The sequence below is a fragment of the Streptomyces sp. MBT53 genome, assembly GCF_016654115.1.
In the GTDB taxonomy this organism is placed as follows: Bacteria; Actinomycetota; Actinomycetes; order Streptomycetales; family Streptomycetaceae; genus Streptomyces.
This window is the reverse complement of record NZ_JAEQAZ010000026.1, coordinates 35,706-53,598: the sequence shown is the minus strand read 5'-3', so window position 1 is coordinate 53,598 and position 17,893 is coordinate 35,706. Positions and strand designations below refer to the sequence as shown.

Here is a 17,893-nt window from a genome sequence, read left to right as displayed (position 1 = left end):
CGCCGCATCGGGCTGTGTCGGGCGAGGCTAATTAGGTATACTGAATAGGTCGAGCCGAAGGAGATCCGATGCGCCGGACCCTGTTCGAAGAGACCCATGAGGACTTCCGTCTGCTGGTCCGTGACTTCATCGCCCGCGAGGTGCTCCCGTCGTACGAGGACTGGCGGCGCGCCGGACTCGTCCCCCGGGACCTGTTCACCGCACTGGGCAAGCTCGGCATCATCGGTACGGCGATCCCGGAGGAGTACGGCGGAGGCGGTCAGGACGACTACCGCTACAACGCCGTGATCCAGGAGGAGTGCGCCCGCGCCTGCGTCACGCTCGGCGGTCTGCGCACCCACCTGGACATCGTCGTCCCGTACTTCACCGGCCTGGCCAATTCCGAGCAACGGGCGCGCTGGCTACCGGGGTTGGCCTCCGGCGAGCTGTACACCGCGATCGCGATGAGCGAGCCCGCGACCGGCTCCGACCTCGCCGGCATCACCACGCGGGCGGTCCGCGACGGCGACCACTTCGTCCTCAACGGGGCGAAGACCTTCATCACCGGCGGCCACCACGCCGACCTGGTGATCGTGGTCGCCCGCACCACCGTGGACCCCGACAACCGGCGTGCCGGGCTCTCCCTCCTCGTGGTGGAGAAGGACATGCCCGGCTTCACCGTCGGGCGCAAGCTGGAGAAGATCGGCCTGGCCGTCCAGGACACCGTGGAACTCGCCTTCGACGACGTCCGTGTGCCCGCTGCCAACCTCCTCGGCGAGGAGGGCGCCGCCTTCACCCTCCTCGGCCGCAACCTCGCCCAGGAACGTCTGGCCATCGCGGTCGGCGCGGTCGCCCAGGCCCGTACCGCCGTCGACCTGACCGTCGCCTACGTCCGCGACCGGAACGTGTTCGGGAAGCCACTGGCCCAGTTCCAGAACACGAAGTTCGAACTCGCCGCGCTGGATGCCAAGTTGACGGCCGCGCAAGCCCTGCTCGACGCGGCGATCACCGCACTCGTCGCGGGCGAACTGGACCCCGTGGACGCGGCCCGCACCAAGCTGTTCTGCACCGAGACACAGGGCCGCGTCGTCGACCGCTGTCTCCAACTGCACGGCGGCTACGGCTACATCCTCGAATCCCCGATCGCCCGCCTGTACGCGGACGCCCGGGTGACGCGTATCTACGGCGGCACCAGCGAGGTCATGAAGCTCATCATCAGCAAGTCCCTGGGCCTTTAACACCACGAAGACCATGAGGAGTTGGGTGTGAACATCGACGGTTCAGCGGCACTCGTCACCGGCGGAGCCTCCGGGCTCGGCCTGGCCACCGCGCGGCGCATCACCGAACGCGGCGGACGTGTCGTCCTCGCCGACATCTCCGAGGAACAGGGCGTCAAGGCCGTCGCCGACCTCGGCGAGGCCGCACGTTTCGTCCGCACCGACGTCACCGACCCGGCCGAGGTCACCGCCGCCCTCGACGCGGCCGAGCAACTCGGCACCCTGCGCTTCGTCGTGCACTGCGCGGGTCGCGGCGGCGACCGCACCCGGATCATCGACCGCGACCGCAACCCCGGCGAACTCGACACCTTCGCCGAGGTCATACGCGTCAACCTGATCGGCACCTACAACGTCCTGCGCCTCTCCGCCGCCCGCCTCGCCGGTAACGAGATCATCGACGGTGACCGCGGAGCCGTGGTGCTCACCGCGTCGGTCGCCGCGTTCGACGGCCAGATCGGGCAGACCTCCTACACCGCCGCCAAGGCCGGAGTCCACGGCATCACCCTCGTCGCCGCCCGCGACCTGGCCAGCTGGCAGATCCGGGTGAACACCATCGCCCCCGGCATCATGGACACCCCGATGCTCGGCCGTCTCCGCGCCGACATCCGCGACGGCCTCGCCGCCTCCGTCCCGCACCCCAAGCGCCTCGGCGACCCGGACGACTTCGCGCGCCTCGCCGTGGAGATGCTGGAGAACCCGTACCTCAACGGCCAGACCGTCCGCCTCGACGGCGCCATCCGCATGGCCCCGCGATGACAGCGGACGGGACCGGCGAGTCGGACGACCGATTCCGCGCCCGGCTACGGGCCTTCCTCACCGATCATCACCCGGGGCGCCGCCCCAAGGACCCCGTCGAGCGCGTGGCCTGGCAGAAGAAATGGCTCGCCACGCTCTTCGACGCCGGTTACGCGGGCCCGAGTTGGCCCCGCGAGTACGGCGGCATGGACCTGTCCTTCGCACGCCAGGTCAGCTACCAGGAGGAGTACGCACGCGCCCGCGTCCCCGGCCCCCTGGGCACCGGACTGGGCATCGCAGCCCCCACCCTCATCAAGTACGGCACGCCCGAGCAGAAGGAGCGCCATCTGCGCCCCATGCTGCGAGGCGACATGGTGTGGGCCCAGGGCTACTCCGAACCGGAGGCGGGCTCGGACCTCCCCGCGCTGCGCACGACGGCACGGCGCGAGGGTGCGGAGTACGTCGTCAACGGGCAGAAGGTGTGGAACAGTTCGGCCGACATCGCCGACATCTTCTTCACTCTCGTCCGCACCGGACCGCCCGACTCCCGCCAGGACGGCATCAGTTACCTCCTGATCGACGCCCACGCCCCGGGAGTGACGGTACGGCCGCTGCGTGACCTGACCGGCGACGCGCACTTCTGCGAGATCTTCTTCGACGACGTCCGCGTCCCGGTCGCCGACCGCATCGGCGAGGAGAACGGCGGCTGGCCGCTGGTGCGCACGAGCCTCGGGCACGAGCGCGCGGCCGGGGCGATGAATCAAGCGGCCCTGTACCGACGGGTGTTGGACGAGTTGATCGAACTCGCCCACGAGCGCGGGGCGACGGCCGACCCGATCGTCCGGGACCGGCTCGCGGACTTCGAGATCCGTGTCCGTGTCATGCGGCTCACCGGCATGCGCACCATCGCCGACATCATGGCCAAGGGCGAGCCGGGGCCCGCCTCTTCGACGGCGCGGCTGTCCATAGTGACCTTCGAGCAGGAACTGCACGAGTTCGCGCTCGACCTGCTCGGACCGTACGGCATCCTCGACCGTCGCGACCCGCATGCCGTCCAACGCGGGCGCTGGGTATGGGGGTTCCTGCGTACCCGCGCCTCGTCGATCGGCGCGGGCACGGCCGAGATCCAGCGCAACACGATCGCCGAGCAGGTGCTGGGGCTGCCCCGCGACCCGGCGATGCCGACAGTGGAGAGGACCCGATGAAGGCCGCACGCTGCACGGAGTACGGGCCGCCCGGTGGCCTCTCGGTCGTCGAACTCGACGATCTTCGGCCCGGACCCGGCGAGGTACTGGTCCGCGTCCACGCGGCGGCGGTCAACTTCCCTGACGTACTGCTCGTGGCCGACCGCTACCAGGTGCCCGCACCACTGCCCTTCACACCGGGCAGTGAATTCGCCGGTGTGGTCGCGGAGTTGGGGCCGGACGTCTCCGGCCCACCCGTCGGCTCACCCGTCGCCGGAGCGGTGCTCACCGGCGCCTTCGCCGAACAGGTCGTCGTGCCCGTCGCGAGCCTGCGCCAGGTCCCCGAGGGCCTCGACATGGTGCACGCCGCCGCGTTCCACGTCACGTACGCCACCGCCTACCACTCCCTCGTCACCGTCGGACAGGGCAGCGCGGGGGAGTGGGTGGCGGTGCTCGGCGCGGCCGGCGGGGTCGGTTCGGCGGCGGTCGACATCGCGACGCGGCTCGGTATGCGCGTGGTCGCCGCCGCGTCGAGCCAGGAGCGGCTGACGGTCGCCCGCAAGCTCGGCGCCGAGGCCGGTGTCGACTACGTCCACGAGGATCTCAAGCTCCGTACAAGGGAGTTGACCGGCGGCGGGGGCGCGCACCTCGTGATCGACCCGGTGGGTGGCGACCACGCGGAGGCCGCCCTGCGCGCGCTGCGCCGGGGCGGCCGGTTCGTCACGGTCGGGTACGCCGACGGGAAGATCCCCCGCATCCCGCTGAACCTGGTGCTGCTCAAGGATCTGGTCGTGCGGGGCTTCGAGATCCGCACGGTGCGTCAGTACGCCCCGGAGGCCGTGGCCGCCGCCGACCGTGCCCTGGCCGCGATGGTCCGGGACGGGATGCGCCCGTTGGTCTCCCGCGTCCACACCCTCGACGAGGTCGCGAGCGCCCTGACCGAGGTCGCCGAGCGCAGGACCACCGGCAAGGTGGTCCTGGGCCTCACGTCCTAGCAAAAGCCATTCGAACCAAAAGCCGTCAGAACGTGGGGAGTTGGGGGCGCTTGCGGACATAGCCGCCGGCGTCCACCCGCATCTGCATGCCGGTGACATAGCGGGACTCGTCGGAGACCAGGAAGAGGACCATGTCGGAGACGTCCTCCGGCTCGACGTAGGGAATGTCCATCCCGGTCGTCGCGGGGAAGGACTCCAGCGCATCCTCACGGGTCGGGTTTTCGAGGTCGGGCCGGAACGAGCGGTACATGATGTCGCTGTTGAGCATGTCCGTGTTGACGTTGGTCGGGTGCAGGCCGTTGACCCGGATCCGCCGGGACAGCAGTACCGTCGCCAAGTCGTGGACGAACGAGGCCACTTGGCGCTTGGCGAAGGAGTAGCCGAGGCCGCCGGGCCCGTTGGTCGGGCTGTCGACGGTCGCCGGGGTCAGGGCCGCGATCGACCCGGTCGCCACGATCGAGGCGCCGTCCGGCAGATGCGGGAGCGCGGCCTCGACGGCGTGCACGACACCGTTGAAGTCGACGGTGACGGCGTCGATGAAGGCCTGCACGCCCTGCTTGGGGCCGAGCGGGGCGATGCCGGCCTGCGCCACCACGGCGTCCAGCCGCCCGAGTTCGGCCACGCCTTCCGCCACGGCCGCCTTCAGCGCCGCCGGATCCCGTACGTCGGCCTTGCGCGCGACGATGCGTCGCCCGAGCTTCTCGACCTGCCGCACTGTCTCGTCCAGGTCGTCCTGAGTGGCCAGCGCATACGCGTTGGTCGCGATGTCCTCGCACAGGTCGACGGCGATGATGTCGGCGCCCTCCGCGGCCAGCCGAAGCGCATGGGCGCGGCCCTGTCCGCGCGCCGCCCCGGTGATGAACACGACCTTGTCCTGTACTCGGCCCATCCTGGGGCTCCTTCCGCCGGAGATAAAAGAGTAGCCTGAATACTGTCCGATGGTGCTGTTCGTGATCCATGATCGGTATCAAGTCCCCAGACTGCTGGCCGGTTTCCGTTCAGTGGGACCTGAACAGTGCACACAATTCGGCCGGTGCTAGAGAGTCCATGAGATTCGAGGGAGCGCATCGATGCCATTGCAGCCGTGGATGAAGTTGCTGTCGACCGACGACCACCTGATCGAGCCGCCGCGCCTGTGGACGGACCGCCTGCCGGCGAAGTACCGCGAGGCCGGTCCGCGGATCGTGGAACAGGCACGTGGAGAGGGCCAGGCCCCGGCCGAGGTGTGGAACTACGAGGGCCGCATCTACCCCTACATCGGCCTGAACGCCGTAGCGGGCAAGTCGCCCGAGGAGTTCGGCCTCGAACCGACCCGCTACGACGAGATGATCCCGGGCTGCTACGACCCGAAGGCCCGGCTGCGCGACATGGACCTGGACGGTGTGTGGGGCGCGCTGTGCTTCCCGTCGTTCCCGCGTTTCGCCGGCACCATCTTCCTGGACGGCCAGGACCGCCGACTCGCCCTGCTCTGCGTGCAGGCGTGGAACGACTTCGTGATCGACGAGTGGTGCGCCACCGCCCCCGGCCGGCTCATCCCGCTGGTCATCCTGCCGCTGTGGGACGTGGACGCCTGCGCCGCCGAGATCCGGCGTACGGCGGCCAAGGGCGCCAAGGCGATCTCGTTCCCGGAGAACCCGGTCCCGCTGGGCCTGCCGTCGTTCCACACCGACCACTGGGACCCGGTGTTCACGGCGGCCGAGGAGACCGACATGCCGCTGTGCCTGCACTTCGGCACCTCGGGCGCGGCGCCCAAGACCGCCCCGGAGGCACCCTTCGCGGTGACGATCACCCTGTTCGCCACCAACTCGATGTACGCGGCCGCCGACCTGCTGTTCTCCCCGGTCCTCCACAACCACCCGCGGCTGAAGATCGGTCTGTCCGAGGGCGGGATCGGCTGGATCCCGTATCTGCTGGAGCGCGCCGACGGCACCTGGGAGCGGCACCGCTTCTACCAGAACGTCAACCAGACCGTGCGGCCCTCCGATCTGTTCCACAAGCACTTCCACGGCTGCTTCATCGACGACCGGTTCGGTGTGGAGGTACGCCACCACATCGGCGTCGACAAGATCACCTGGGAGTGCGACTACCCGCACTCCGACTCCTACTGGCCCAAGAGCCGCGCCTACGCGGCCGAGGTTCTCGCCGACGTACCGGACGACGAGGTGCACAAGATCGTCGAGCTGAACACCCGCCGCCTCTACAACCTCGACGCATGAGCAGGCGCCCGGAGTCCGAGCGCTCCGACTGGACCGACCTCGACCTGCTGACCCGCGACGAGGCGTACGGCCGGCTCCAGGAGGAGATCGGCCTCACCGTCCGCCGGCTCGCCGAACTCGGCGCGGGCGACGAGGCCGAGCGTGAACTCCTCGACACCCGGCTGCGTGCCCTGCGCGAGGCCGCCGAGGATCTGAATGTCCGCTGAACGAAGGGGAGTTGGCGTGGGTCGCATGGAGGGCAAGGCGGTGCTCATCACGGGGGCCGCCCGGGGGCAGGGGCGTTCCCACGCCGTGCGGCTGGCGGAGGAGGGAGCCGATGTCGTCGTGACCGACGTGTGTCACGACATCAGCGACGAGCTGCCCTACTCGCTGGCGTCGAAGGAACAGCTGGAGGAGACCGCGGAGTTGGTGCGGGCGACCGGCCGCCGCTGCATCGCCCTGCAGGCCGATGTGCGCTCGGTGGTGGAGCTGCGGGCCGCCGCCGACGCGGCCTGGGAGGAGTTCGGACGGCTCGACACGGTGGTGGCGAACGCGGGCGTGATGAGCATCGGTGCCGCCTGGGAGCTGTCCGAGGAGGCCTGGGACGTCACCATGGACGTCAACCTCAAGGGCCCCTGGAACACGGTGCGGGCCACGGTACCCAGGATGATCGAGGCCGGGCAGGGCGGCTCCGTCGTCATCACCAGCTCGGCGGCCGGCATCCGGGGCCATGTGCCGTACGCCCACTACACGGCCAGCAAGCACGGTGTGGTCGGCCTGATGAAGGCGCTGTCCAACGAACTCGCCCCGCACCGCATCCGGGTGAACACCGTGCACCCGACCGGCGTCAGCGACACCGGCATCACCGTCGGCATGCCGATCGAGGAACTCGCCGCGCGGGAGCCGCTGTTCGCGCTCGTCGCGATGAACCCCCTCGCCCCGTACGTCGAGCCGCGCGACGTGTCGAACGCCGTCCTGTTCCTCGCCTCGGACGAGTCGCGTTACGTCACCGGCCTCCAGTTCACCGTCGACGCGGGCTCGACGAACAAGCCGTAGAACGGAGTTGTGCATGAAGATCACCATCGACTCCTCGCTGTGCTCCGGGCACGCGAGGTGTGCGGCGGCGGCGCCGGAGGTGTTCCGGCTCGACGACGACGGCTATGCGCTGCCCTACGACGGCGAGGTGCCGCCGGAACTCGAACAGGCCGCCAGGGACGGGGAGTTGGCCTGCCCGGAGCGGGCCGTCACCGTCGAGCGCTGACACGGAGGAGCCCCACGGTCGTGGACCGTGGGGCTCTTGTCGTGCGTGCTCGGGTCAGCCGGCGGGCTGCGGCGGCGGGGTGAAGTGGTGGCCCCAGAACGCGCCGTCGGTGATCTCGTAGACCGGGACCGGCTCCGGGACCTTCAGGCCGTCCCAGCCGAACTCGACGGCGTAATTCTCCGGCGACCACACATAGAACGACACCATGCGGTCGTTGGTGTGCTTGCCCAGCGAGTGCATCATCGGGACGTTCAGCTTCGCGGCCCGGTCGAGGGCACGCCCCACGTCGTCCAGCGTCTTGCCCTCGACCATGAAGTGCAGCAGCCGCCCGGGACCCGGCGCCGGAGTGACGCCGAGGGTGTGGTGGCGGGGGTTGCAGCCCATGAACCAGGTCGTACCGCCCGGCGAGCGCATCGTGTTGCGCTCGATGAAGCCGAGGACGTTCACGTAGAAGTCGAAGGTCCCGCGCGCGTCCTCGGCGGAGAGGATGGCGTGCCCGAAGCCCATGTCACCGGTCAGGAACCCCGAGACCAGGGGAGTCTGCACCGGAACGTGGTCGAGGATCGCGCCGTAGAACAGCTCGACCGGGTTGCCGCCCGGGTCGTTGAACTTGACGAAGCCGGTGACCCGGCGCTCCGCGGCCTCGTCGTCGGTGCCGGCGGTGACCTTGATGCCGGTCTTCTCGACGTCGGCGACCAGCCTGGCCAGCTCCCGCTCGTCGATCACCTCGAAGCCGAGGGCGGTCATTCCGCTCTGTGAACCGGGGGAGACCACGATGCGGGCCGGATAGTCGTCCATCCGGTAGTAGAGCGATTCCGGGTCGCCGCCCTCAACTGGCATCAGGCCGAGGAAATCCGCCCCGAACACCTTCCATTTCTCGATGTCACTGGATTCCAGCCGGACATACCCGAGTGAGCGCACACCCATCAGGGTTCTCCCATCACCGTCGTCAAGTCCTTGCGGTCCGACGCTAATGAGACGGGCGGACCAGGAGTCGTGGACGTCCCACTGATCGGGAGGAGTACGACACCCGGCAGGGACGCGGTGGCACGGTGACTGTCGCCTGTCACCCCGCGACCGGAGGCCACGCACCGCCATGACACTCACCGCTGAGGACACCCTGCGCGAACTGCACACCGACGAGGGCACGTTGCGCTACCACGAGGCGGGCGACGGGCCACCCCTGCTCCTGCTGCACGGCTCCGGTCCGGGCGTGACCGGCTGGCGCAACTACCGTGGAAATCTCCCCCTGTTCGCGAAGCACTTCCGCTGCCTCGCCCTGGAATTCCCCGGCTTCGGGGTCAGCGACCCCACCGACGAGAACCCGATGATGGCGGCCCCGAAAGCCGTCCTGCGCTTTCTCGACGGCCTCGGCCTCGAACGCGTCGACGTCATCGGGAACTCCATGGGCGGCTTCGTCGCCGCCGGACTCGCCGTCGCGCACAAGGACCTGTTCCGCCGGGTCGTCACCATCGGCGGGGTGGGTCGAAACATTCTCTCGCCCGGTCCCAGCGAAGGCCTCAATCTGCTCGTCGAGTTCGCCGAGAACCCGACCCGCGAGAACCTGCTCCAGTGGCTGCGGTCGATGGTCCACGACCCGTCCCTCCTCACCGAGGAACTCATCGAGGAGCGCTGGGCGAGCGCCACCGAGCCCGCGACCCTGGAGGCCTCCCGGCGGATCTACGGCCGGCAGGCCATGGCCGCCATGCAGGCCGCCCAGGCCCACTCCGACCAGCCCATCTGGGCCGCCCTCCACAAGATCACCGCACCCACGCTGCTGACCTGGGGCCGTGACGACCGGGTCACACCGCTGGAGAGCGCGCTGATCCCGATGCGTACGATTCCCAAAGCGGAACTGCATGTGCTGCCCGACTGCGGCCACTGGGCCATGATCGAGCAGAAGGAGGCCTGGGAGAGCGCGGTCCTGGCCTTCCTGACCCGCCCCGAGGCGTCCTGAGCGTCGGCGGGAGCACCCAACGACCGGGGGGACGACGTGGCGAGACCCGCTGAGGGACGGCAACCGGCGGCCCCGATGTCGAGCGGCCAGGCCGCCCGCCGGGTCGGCATCCTCCGCGCCGCCTCCGAACTCGGCGCCCGCGAGGGACTGGCCAGCGTCCAGATGCACGACGTGGCCAAGGAGGCCGGCGTCGCCATCGCGACCCTGTACCGCTACTTCCCGTCCAAGCCGTATCTGTTCATGGCGGTCCTGGAGTGGCACATCGAGCAGTTCGTCGGCGGCCACGGGAACACGTCCGTCGCCGCCGAGGACTCGGATCCCGCCGCCGAGATCGCGGAACTCCTCATCACGCTCAGCGTGAAGCTGCTGGACAGCCCGCTGCTCGCCTCGGCGGTGGCCCTGTCGTCGTTCAACGAGTACACGAGCATCGTCCCGGCCCGCGCGGACCTCGTCGACAGCGCCCTGGGCCAGGCCATCCTGCGCCTGCTCGGCGGCGGCGTCCGCGAGGCCACGGCGACCGACCGCAGCAGGGCGCGCCTGCTCATCTACGGCTGGTGGGGACTGTTCGTGGCCGTGCTCACCGAGGAGCTCTCCGCCGAGGAGGCGGAGACCACCATGCGCCTGGCCGCACGGCTGCTCCTCACTCCGTAGAACCTCATGACAGTGCCCGGAACACCCTTGGTGTTCCGGGCACTTGACGTTGTGTCAGTCCTCGGTGTCCGCGATGTCGAGCACGGCCAGATACGAGAACGCGATACTCGAACCGACGGGAGCCCCCGCACCCGGATACACGCGGCCCGTCATCGCGGCGGCGGTGTTGCCGGCCGCGTAGAGCCCCGCGATCGGGCCGCCGTCCGGGCGCAGCACCCGCGCGTGTTCGTCGATCTTCAGGCCGCCCTTGGTGCCGATGTCGGCCGGGAGGATGGTCGCGACGTAGTACGGCGGAGTGTCCAGCGGGGGCAGTATCGGGTTGGGCCACTCGGTCGTGGGCGGCGGCGCCGGGTGGTTCAGCTCGGGATGGCCCGGGAAGCCCAGGACGTACTGGGCCATCTGGTCCCAGGGCGTCTCGCCGCGGTGGAACGTCTCGTCGACCCCGCTGTGCGCGTAGCCGTTGTACTCCTCGATGGTCTTGCGCAGGGCGTCCAGCGGTACGTCGATCAGCTGCGCCAACTCCTCAAGCGTGTCTGCCTTCTTGAGCGCGCCCGACTCGAACCACTCGGGGCGGACCGGCTCGTCGTACGGGCCGCCGAAGCCGTCCCGGTCGAGCTGGCGCTGGTCGATGATCCAGTGGGCGGGGATGTGCGAGACGCCCGAAGTGGCGTGCAGGCGGACTATCTCGCGGCCCGCCTGGTCGTAGGGGCGGGTCTCGTTGACGAAGCGTTCGCCGGCGGCGTTGACCCAGATTCCGCCACGGGTGCCCGTGTGGAAGAGCGGCAGGCCGTCCGGCCACACGAGTCCCGGGGTGAACCAGGCCGCGTCGAGCAGGTCGGTGTCGGCGCCGACCGCGATGCCGGCCTGGAGCGCGTCGCCCGTGTTGCCCGGGGCGCCGTGGCTCCACTCGCTGCCGCGCTCCGGCACCGGCTGGTACTTCTCGCGCAGCTCGCGGTTGCGCTCGAAGCCGCCGGCCGCGAGGATCACCCCGCCCGTGGCACGGAACGTGACCCGCTCGCCGTCGCTCACCGCCTCGACACCGACGACCCGGCCGTCCTCGACGACCAGGCTCTCCAACGCGGTGTCGAGGCGGAGCGTGCCGTGGCCCGTCTCCAGGAACGCCGCCAGCGTCCGGCCGATCAGCGCGCGGCCACCGCTCAGGACCGGACCCTCGTCCTGCCCCCAACGCTGAGTGGGCAGGCAGGCGCGGACCAGCTTGGCGTGCTCGCCGAGCTCGGCGACGGTGACCTTCGGCGGGAAGATCGTGTGCCCCGTGGGGGACGAGCCGGCGACCGACGGATAGTAGTCCGGCACCGGCAGGTGCTCGAACGACTGGAACCACGGGTTCTGCTCCAGCTCGTCGATCAGCTGGACGCCGGCCCGCAGATACGCCTCCTGGAGCGGCTCGCGCGACTCGTCGTCGACACTGTCGCGCAGATACGTCCGCGCGTCCTCGACGCTGTCGTCGAGCCCGGCCCGCCGCATGGGGGCCGAGCCGGGGTACCACAGACCGGAACCGGAGTAGGCGGTGGTGCCGCCGACCCGGTCGGTCTTCTCGATGACGAGGGTGCGCAGTCCGCGCGAGGCGGCGGCATAGGCACCGACCAGACCTCCGCCCGACCCGACCACGATCACGTCGTAGACGTCCTCGTTGCTGGCCAAGATGACCTCCTCAGGTGTGCTGACGTTCTCGACGGCGAGCGCGGCTCAACGCCACAACCTCAAGCAATGTGCGGGCGACGGTATCGAGCCAACTCCCCGGCTCCGACCGGTCATCTCGCTCAGCGAGACCATTTGTCCACACCCGGATCGAGTCCCGGTGAGCGGAACGCGCGGGCCCGTGAAGGGGGACGGATGCCCAGGCTGGAGACCATCACGAGTTGAGGATGCGAATGACAGACGTTTGGGAACCGAGGGCCGTGGCGGACCGCGAGGCTGCGGTGGCCGAGGCGGTCGTACGACTGACGCGCGCGGCCCGTGACCGTCAACCGTGCGCTCCCGTAAGGGACTTGCTCGGCGCCACCGACATCAGCCTCGCCTACGCCGTCCAACAGCGCGTCGTGGCCGACCGGATCACGGCCGGAGCACGGGTCGTCGGCCGCAAGATCGGGCTGACCTCCGAGTCGGTGCAGCGCCAAGTCGGCGTCGACCGGCCCGACTTCGGGGTGCTCCTCGCCGACATGGACGTCAGCGCGCTGCCGGCCGTGCCGAGCGAACGGCTGCTGCAGCCCAGGGTCGAGGCGGAGATCGCGTTCGTCCTCGCGGCCGATCTCGACGACGACGATCTCGACATCGAGCGGGTCCGGTCCGCCGTCGCGTACGGCGTCGCCGCCCTGGAGATCGTGGACAGCCGGGTCGCCGACTGGGACATCGCGATCACCGACACCGTCGCCGACAACGCGTCCAGCGGACTGTTCGTACTCGGCGGTGAGCGGGTCGAGTTGAAGGCCTTCGAACCCCGGGACGTGACGATGCGGCTGTACGCCGACGGGGAGTTGGCGTCCGAGGGCGACGGCACCGCCTGCCTCGGCGATCCCCTCGCCGCGCTGCTCTGGCTGGCGCGCACCGCGCGGGAGTTCGGCGATCCGCTGCGGGCCGGGCAGGTCGTGCTCTCCGGGGCGCTGGGGCCGCTCGTGCCCACCCCGCCGGGAGTCACCGTACGGGCCGAGATGTCGGGCCTCGGCACCGTGACCGCGACGTTCTCCGACGCAGTGGAATCAGCCAACTCATCCGACTCATCGGACTCTTCGAAGGAACAGGGATGACGAAGACCAAGGTGGCCGTCATCGGCTCCGGGAACATCGGGACCGACCTGATGATCAAGGTGCTGCGGCTGTCCGACACCCTGGAGATGGCCGCGATGGTGGGCATCGACCCGGACTCGGACGGCCTCGCCCGCGCCGCGCGCCTGAAGGTGCCCACCACGCACGAGGGCGTGGACGGGCTGATCCGGATGGACGGCTTCGACGACATCGAGATCGTCTTCGACGCCACGTCCGCGAAGGCACACGTCGAGAACGCCAAGCGCCTCGCTCCGTACGGCAAACGGCTGGTCGACCTCACACCCGCGGCCATCGGCCCGTACGTCGTGCCGCCGGTCAACCTCGACGAGCACCTTGCCAACGATGTCGACAACCTCAACCTGGTCACCTGCGGCGGCCAGGCCACCATCCCGATCGTCTACGCGGTCAGCCGGATCACACCGGTGCCCTACGCCGAGATCGTCGCCTCGATCGCCTCGAAGTCGGCCGGACCCGGAACCCGCGCCAACATCGACGAGTTCACCGAGACGACGTCCGCCGCGATCGAGAAGGTGGGCGGCGCCCGGCGCGGCAAGGCGATCATCGTGTTGAATCCGGCCGAGCCACCGCTGATCATGCGGGACACCGTGTACTGCCTGATCGGCGACGCGGACCACGAGCAGGTGCGGGCCTCCGTGGAGGGCATGGTGGACGCGGTCGCCGAGTACGTGCCCGGCTACCGGCTCAAGCAGCAGGTGCAGTTCACCCCGATCCCGGCCGGCGATCCGGTCCACACCCTTTTCACCGGTGACGCCTCCGAGGTGACCACCAAGGTGTCCGTGTTCCTCGAAGTCGAGGGCGCCGCCCACTACTTGCCCGCCTACGCGGGCAACCTCGACATCATGACCTCGGCCGCCCTGCGGGTCGCCGAGCGCATCGCCCAGCGCTTCTCCAGCGAGGTGACCCGGTGACCCCCAGGCTCTATGTGCAGGACGTCACCCTCCGGGACGGCATGCACGCCATCCGGCACCGGATCACGCCCGAGAACGTGGCCGCCATCAGCGCGGCCCTGGACCAGGCGGGCGTGGACGCCATCGAGGTCGCCCACGGCGACGGCATCTCCGGCGGCAGCCTCAACTACGGCCCCGGCAGCAACACCGACTGGGAATGGATCGAGGCCGCGGCCGGCGCCATCCACCGGGCGACCCTGACATCCCTCCTGCTGCCCGGCATCGGCACCATCGCCGAGCTCAAGCAGGCGTACTCCCTCGGTGTCCGCTCGGTCCGGATCGCCACCCACTGCACCGAGGCCGACGTGGCCGCGCAGCACATCGCCACGGCACGCGAACTCGGCATGGACGTCTCGGGCTTCCTGATGATGGCCCACATGACCGACCCCGCCGAACTCGCCCGCCAGGCGCGGCTGATGGAGTCCTACGGCGCGCACTGCGTGTACGTCACGGACTCCGGCGGCCGGCTGACCATGGACGGCGTCCGCGACCGTATCCGGGCCTACCGGGACGTCCTCGACCCGGACACCCAGATCGGCATCCACGCGCACGAGAACCTGTCCCTGTCGGTCGCCAACTCCGTCACGGCGGTGGAGGAAGGGGTGACCCGGGTCGACGCGTCCCTCGCCGGACAGGGCGCGGGTGCAGGCAACTGCCCGATAGAGCCCTTCATCGCGGTCGCCAACCTCCTTGGCTGGGAACACGGTTGCGACCTGTTCGCCCTCCAGGACGCCGCCGACGATCTGGTACGGCCGCTGCAGGACCGCCCCGTGCGCGTCGACCGGGAGACCCTGACCCTCGGGTACGCGGGCGCCTACTCCAGCTTCCTGCGGCACGCCGAGACGGCGGCCGGACAGTACGGTCTCGACGCGCGCACCATCCTCCAGGAGGTCGGCCGGCGGGGGCTGGTCGGCGGGCAGGAGGACATGATCGTGGACATCGCGCTCGACCTCACGCGCGGCTGCTGACCGCACGTCTCCGCAGAGCCGCTCCCCGGACCACGCACCGGGGAGCGGCTCTTTGCGCATTGATTAGACCGGGCGTACCAATAAACTCGTGCACGCCTCTTGGCCTGTGTCCGACGGCGTTGATACGTTGACGAAGGCGCCGAACTAGAATTGATTTCAGTTTGAGCAGAGAGGCATTGACGATGACGTCTGCCCTTCGACTGGAGCCGCGATACGAGGCCGACCGGCATGCGCTGCCACCGTCGATGATGGAGCGCGTGACGTTGATCATGGACCTCTTCGAGCGGCCCCAGACACACCTCACCCTCGAAGTGGTCTCCCGCCGCACCCAGTTGCCGCGCTCGACCACCCACCGGATCCTCGACCAACTGGTGCGCCTGGACTGGCTGCACCACACGGTCGCCGGGTACGCGCTGGGACCGCGCGCGCTCGGTCTCGGCGGACGGGAGATCGGACACAGCACACTGCGCGCGGCAGCCGCGCCCCAACTCCTCGACCTGGCCGTCCGCACGAAGATGGTCGTCCATCTCGCGGTGCTCGACGGCCCGGAGATCTACTACCTCGACAAGGTGGGTGGCCGGGCCGCGGTCGACATCCCCTCGCGGGTCGGCGGGCGGGCGGTCGCGCACTGCACCGGCCTCGGCAAGGCGATGCTCGCCTGGCTCAGCCCGGAGGAGATCGACGCCCGTTACCAGCAGTCGATGGAGTGCCGCACCTCCCACAGCATCGGCCGACTCGACCTGCTCCACCGGGAGTTGAGCACCGTACGCCGGCGCAACGGCCTCGCGATCGACCGGGGCGAGTGTTTCCCCGACCTCGGCTGCGTCGGCCTCGCCCTGCGCGGCCCCGACGGCCCGGTCGGCGCGATCTCGGTCGTCGGCGACGGGCGCGCACCGCTGGAGTTGGTGGCTCCGCTGGTGGTGAACGCCGTACGGGCCGTGTCCGAGGAGTTGTTCGGGGACGGGGAGTCGTTCCGGCGGGAAGTGGCGGACGCCGTGGGGTAGTTACGGGGTCGAGGAGATCCAGCCGTCGTTGTGCCGATGGCGGTCCAGGCCCACGGCCGTGAACTCGTCCTGGCCCGGACCGCTGGTGGCGCCCAGCCGGCGCAGGGCCTGCGAGATCGGGCTGATCCCCAACGGCCGTTCGTCCAACGGCCCCAGCACGAGTGCCCCGTCGGCCCACACGACGACCCGCTGCTCGCCGGCCCCACCGAAGTACTCGGCCTCCACATAGGCGACCGGTCCTACGGCGGACCACTCGGCGAGCACCCTCTCGAAGCCGGCCGGCAGCCGCCAGAACCCCAGGGACCGGGCGGTGCCGCCGTCCGAGACGGCGTCGACGACCTCGTTCGTCATCGGCAGCAGGGACAGGCCCTGGCCGAGAGAGGCCACTCGGGCGCCCGGCACCTTCTGTGCGGCGGCGCGGAGCAGGTCGTCCCCGGCGATCACCGCCTGTAGCACGTAGGTCATCTCTGGATTCTTCTCCCCGTCACGCCAACCCGCCGTTGGCGAACAGTACTTGACCATTGACCCAGCGGGCCGGGCCGGCCAGGAAGGCGACGGACTCGGCGATGTCCTCCGGGGTGCCCAGGCGCTCCAGCGGGGCGGCCTTGGCCAGGTTCTCGATCGTGGTCTCGTCCTTGCCGTCGAGGAAGAGGGAGGTCGCGGTGGGGCCGGGGGCCACGGCGTTGACGGTGATGTCCTTGCCGCGGAGTTCGCGGGCCAGGACCAGGGTCATGGCCTCGACCGCGGCCTTGCTCGCCACGTAGCCGCCGTAGGTCGGGAACTTGGTGCGGGTGACGGTGGTGGAGAAGTTGATGATCGCGCCGCCGCCGCGCACCCGGCGGGCCGCCTGCTGGGAGACGACGAACGTGCCGCGGATGTTGGTGCGGTGCATGCGGTCGAGGTCGTCCAGGTTCATGGTGGCGATGGGGGACAGGGTCATGATCCCGGCGGTGTTCACCACCACGTCGATGCCGCCGAACTCCGCCTCGACCGCGTCGAACGCGGCGGCCATCGCGTCCTCGTCGGCGACGTCGCCGCCGACCGGGATGGCTCGGCCGCCGGCCGCGACGATCGCGGCGACCGTCTCGTCGGCCTTCGCCTTGTTGCCGGCGTAGTGCACGCCGACCGCGATGCCGTCCTTGGCCAGCCGCTCGGCGACCGCGCGGCCGATGCCGCCGGAGCCGCCGGTGACCAGGGCGACGCGGGTGGTGGTGGTCTCGGTGTCAGGCATGGTGGGTGTCCTTCCCGGAGCGGGGGATCTGCGTGAGCCACTGGCCCAGCAGGGCCGACTCCGCGGGCGTGAAGGGTTCGGGGGTGAGGTCGTCCAGTGACGAGAGGAGGGTGGTGGCCGCCGCCGTCCGGACGTCGTGGACCGTCGGGTCCGACGGGGGGTCCAGCAGGATCGCCCGGACCATCGCGTCGCGGACGGAGGTCGACAGCTCCTTGTCCGGGTAGAGGGCGGGGCGCGTGATCAGGCCCAGTGCTACACCGGTCGTCGCCGTCATCACCATCTGTGCGGCGATCTCGGGCGCGATCCGCATCCTGCCCTGCGCGGCGAGCCGGTCCAGGACCTCGCGGAGGATGCGCAGGGCCTCCTGTGCCGCCTCGGGCGTGGCCCGCAGGGCGGGGGCGAACATCAGCTTGTAGGCGTTGGGATGCGCCAGCGCGAACGCCACATGGCTGTCCCAGCCGGCGAGCAGGTCCCGCAGCGGGTCCGCCGACTTCTCGGCCGCGCGCTTGGTCTCCAGGTACTGGTCCCACACGTGGTCGACCGTCGCCGCGAGCAGCCCGTCCTTGTCGCCGAACAGGCGGTAGAGGACCGGCTGCTGCACACCCGCCGCCTCGCACACCGCGCGCGTCGACACATCGCCGCTCGGCGACCGGGCGATCAGCTCCGCCGCCGCCTCGATAATCAGCGATCTCGTGTTCATGTAAT

20 protein-coding genes are annotated in these 17,893 nt (G+C 70.0%); 14 read left to right on the top strand and 6 right to left on the bottom strand.

The genetic code is table 11. From position 1 onward, the window contains the following. Positions 1 to 68: 68 nt before the first annotated feature. From JHN45_RS12410 to JHN45_RS12395, 4 genes are read left to right on the top strand one after another with little or no spacing between them, the layout of a single operon-like run. Positions 69 to 1,217 (top strand): acyl-CoA dehydrogenase family protein, encoded by a 1,149-nt coding sequence (locus JHN45_RS12410; protein WP_201049064.1) that lies wholly within the window; start codon positions 69 to 71, stop codon positions 1,215 to 1,217. 27 nt (positions 1,218 to 1,244) lie between these two features. After that, on the top strand, positions 1,245 to 2,012 hold the full coding sequence (locus JHN45_RS12405; protein ID WP_201049063.1) for an SDR family NAD(P)-dependent oxidoreductase: 768 nt from the start codon (positions 1,245 to 1,247) through the stop codon (positions 2,010 to 2,012). Continuing rightward, positions 2,009 to 3,196, top strand: a complete 1,188-nt coding sequence (locus tag JHN45_RS12400) for an acyl-CoA dehydrogenase family protein (RefSeq protein ID WP_200709261.1) — start codon at positions 2,009 to 2,011, stop codon at positions 3,194 to 3,196. Before JHN45_RS12405 ends, JHN45_RS12400 begins: the two co-directional genes overlap by 4 nt. Next, positions 3,193 to 4,170 (top strand): NADPH:quinone oxidoreductase family protein, encoded by a 978-nt coding sequence (locus tag JHN45_RS12395; RefSeq protein ID WP_201049062.1) that lies wholly within the window; start codon positions 3,193 to 3,195, stop codon positions 4,168 to 4,170. Before JHN45_RS12400 ends, JHN45_RS12395 begins: the two co-directional genes overlap by 4 nt. Positions 4,171 to 4,195: 25 nt before the next feature. Here the strand turns inward: JHN45_RS12395 and JHN45_RS12390 are convergent, their stop codons facing one another. Beyond that, positions 4,196 to 5,059 carry a mycofactocin-coupled SDR family oxidoreductase gene (locus JHN45_RS12390; protein WP_201049061.1) on the bottom strand — a complete coding sequence of 288 codons (864 nt, stop codon included), beginning with the start codon at positions 5,057 to 5,059 and terminating at the stop codon, positions 4,196 to 4,198. Between the two features lie 181 nt (positions 5,060 to 5,240). Between JHN45_RS12390 and JHN45_RS12385 the strand changes: the two genes are divergently transcribed. From JHN45_RS12385 to JHN45_RS12370, 4 genes are read left to right on the top strand one after another with little or no spacing between them, the layout of a single operon-like run. After that, complete coding sequence (locus tag JHN45_RS12385) at positions 5,241 to 6,386, top strand: amidohydrolase family protein (RefSeq protein WP_236583613.1); 1,146 nt, start codon at positions 5,241 to 5,243, stop codon at positions 6,384 to 6,386. Further along, complete coding sequence (locus JHN45_RS12380; protein WP_200709258.1) at positions 6,383 to 6,592, top strand: hypothetical protein; 210 nt, start codon at positions 6,383 to 6,385, stop codon at positions 6,590 to 6,592. Before JHN45_RS12385 ends, JHN45_RS12380 begins: the two co-directional genes overlap by 4 nt. 16 nt (positions 6,593 to 6,608) lie before the next feature. Then, on the top strand, positions 6,609 to 7,421 hold the full coding sequence (locus JHN45_RS12375; RefSeq protein WP_200709257.1) for a mycofactocin-coupled SDR family oxidoreductase: 813 nt from the start codon (positions 6,609 to 6,611) through the stop codon (positions 7,419 to 7,421). Positions 7,422 to 7,434: 13 nt separating this feature from the next. Beyond that, positions 7,435 to 7,626, top strand: a complete 192-nt coding sequence (locus tag JHN45_RS12370) for a ferredoxin (protein WP_200709256.1) — start codon at positions 7,435 to 7,437, stop codon at positions 7,624 to 7,626. A gap of 54 nt (positions 7,627 to 7,680) precedes the next feature. Here the strand turns inward: JHN45_RS12370 and JHN45_RS12365 are convergent, their stop codons facing one another. Next, positions 7,681 to 8,553, bottom strand: coding sequence for a VOC family protein (locus JHN45_RS12365; protein WP_201049060.1), 873 nt, complete (start codon positions 8,551 to 8,553; stop codon positions 7,681 to 7,683). A gap of 169 nt (positions 8,554 to 8,722) precedes the next feature. On the opposite strand from JHN45_RS12365, the gene JHN45_RS12360 reads away from it, so the two are divergent. Further along, positions 8,723 to 9,583: an alpha/beta fold hydrolase gene (locus JHN45_RS12360; RefSeq protein WP_200709254.1), complete on the top strand. Its 861-nt coding sequence runs from the start codon at positions 8,723 to 8,725 to the stop codon at positions 9,581 to 9,583. 36 nt (positions 9,584 to 9,619) lie between these two features. After that, a complete protein-coding gene (locus JHN45_RS12355; protein WP_307783090.1) occupies positions 9,620 to 10,234 on the top strand; it encodes a TetR/AcrR family transcriptional regulator in 615 nt (204 codons plus the stop codon). Positions 10,235 to 10,288: 54 nt separating this feature from the next. Here JHN45_RS12355 and JHN45_RS12350 read toward each other — a convergent pair whose 3' ends face one another. After that, positions 10,289 to 11,896 carry an FAD-dependent oxidoreductase gene (locus JHN45_RS12350; RefSeq protein WP_201049059.1) on the bottom strand — a complete coding sequence of 536 codons (1,608 nt, stop codon included), beginning with the start codon at positions 11,894 to 11,896 and terminating at the stop codon, positions 10,289 to 10,291. A gap of 230 nt (positions 11,897 to 12,126) precedes the next feature. On the opposite strand from JHN45_RS12350, the gene JHN45_RS12345 reads away from it, so the two are divergent. The 4 genes from JHN45_RS12345 to JHN45_RS12330 all read left to right on the top strand — a co-directional run bounded on the left by JHN45_RS12345 (position 12,127) and on the right by JHN45_RS12330 (position 15,957). Next, positions 12,127 to 12,999, top strand: coding sequence for a 2-keto-4-pentenoate hydratase (locus JHN45_RS12345; RefSeq protein ID WP_201049058.1), 873 nt, complete (start codon positions 12,127 to 12,129; stop codon positions 12,997 to 12,999). Next, positions 12,996 to 13,946, top strand: a complete 951-nt coding sequence (locus tag JHN45_RS12340; protein ID WP_200709251.1) for an acetaldehyde dehydrogenase (acetylating) — start codon at positions 12,996 to 12,998, stop codon at positions 13,944 to 13,946. Before JHN45_RS12345 ends, JHN45_RS12340 begins: the two co-directional genes overlap by 4 nt. Then, the gene (gene dmpG / locus JHN45_RS12335) at positions 13,943 to 14,953 is read left to right on the top strand and encodes a 4-hydroxy-2-oxovalerate aldolase (RefSeq protein WP_201049057.1); all 1,011 of its coding nucleotides are present in this window, start codon (positions 13,943 to 13,945) and stop codon (positions 14,951 to 14,953) included. The genes JHN45_RS12340 and dmpG overlap by 4 nt, the downstream gene beginning before the upstream one ends. A gap of 245 nt (positions 14,954 to 15,198) precedes the next feature. Then, complete coding sequence (locus JHN45_RS12330) at positions 15,199 to 15,957, top strand: IclR family transcriptional regulator (RefSeq protein WP_200709291.1); 759 nt, start codon at positions 15,199 to 15,201, stop codon at positions 15,955 to 15,957. On the opposite strand, the gene JHN45_RS12325 is transcribed toward JHN45_RS12330, so the two are convergent. The 3 genes from JHN45_RS12325 to JHN45_RS12315 are packed head-to-tail and all read right to left on the bottom strand — an operon-like array spanning position 15,958 to position 17,888. Continuing rightward, positions 15,958 to 16,422, bottom strand: a complete 465-nt coding sequence (locus tag JHN45_RS12325) for a hypothetical protein (RefSeq protein WP_201049056.1) — start codon at positions 16,420 to 16,422, stop codon at positions 15,958 to 15,960. 19 nt (positions 16,423 to 16,441) lie between these two features. Beyond that, positions 16,442 to 17,188 carry an SDR family oxidoreductase gene (locus tag JHN45_RS12320; RefSeq protein ID WP_200709248.1) on the bottom strand — a complete coding sequence of 249 codons (747 nt, stop codon included), beginning with the start codon at positions 17,186 to 17,188 and terminating at the stop codon, positions 16,442 to 16,444. Then, positions 17,181 to 17,888 (bottom strand): TetR/AcrR family transcriptional regulator, encoded by a 708-nt coding sequence (locus JHN45_RS12315; protein ID WP_201049055.1) that lies wholly within the window; start codon positions 17,886 to 17,888, stop codon positions 17,181 to 17,183. The genes JHN45_RS12320 and JHN45_RS12315 overlap by 8 nt, the downstream gene beginning before the upstream one ends. Positions 17,889 to 17,893 lie beyond the last annotated feature (5 nt).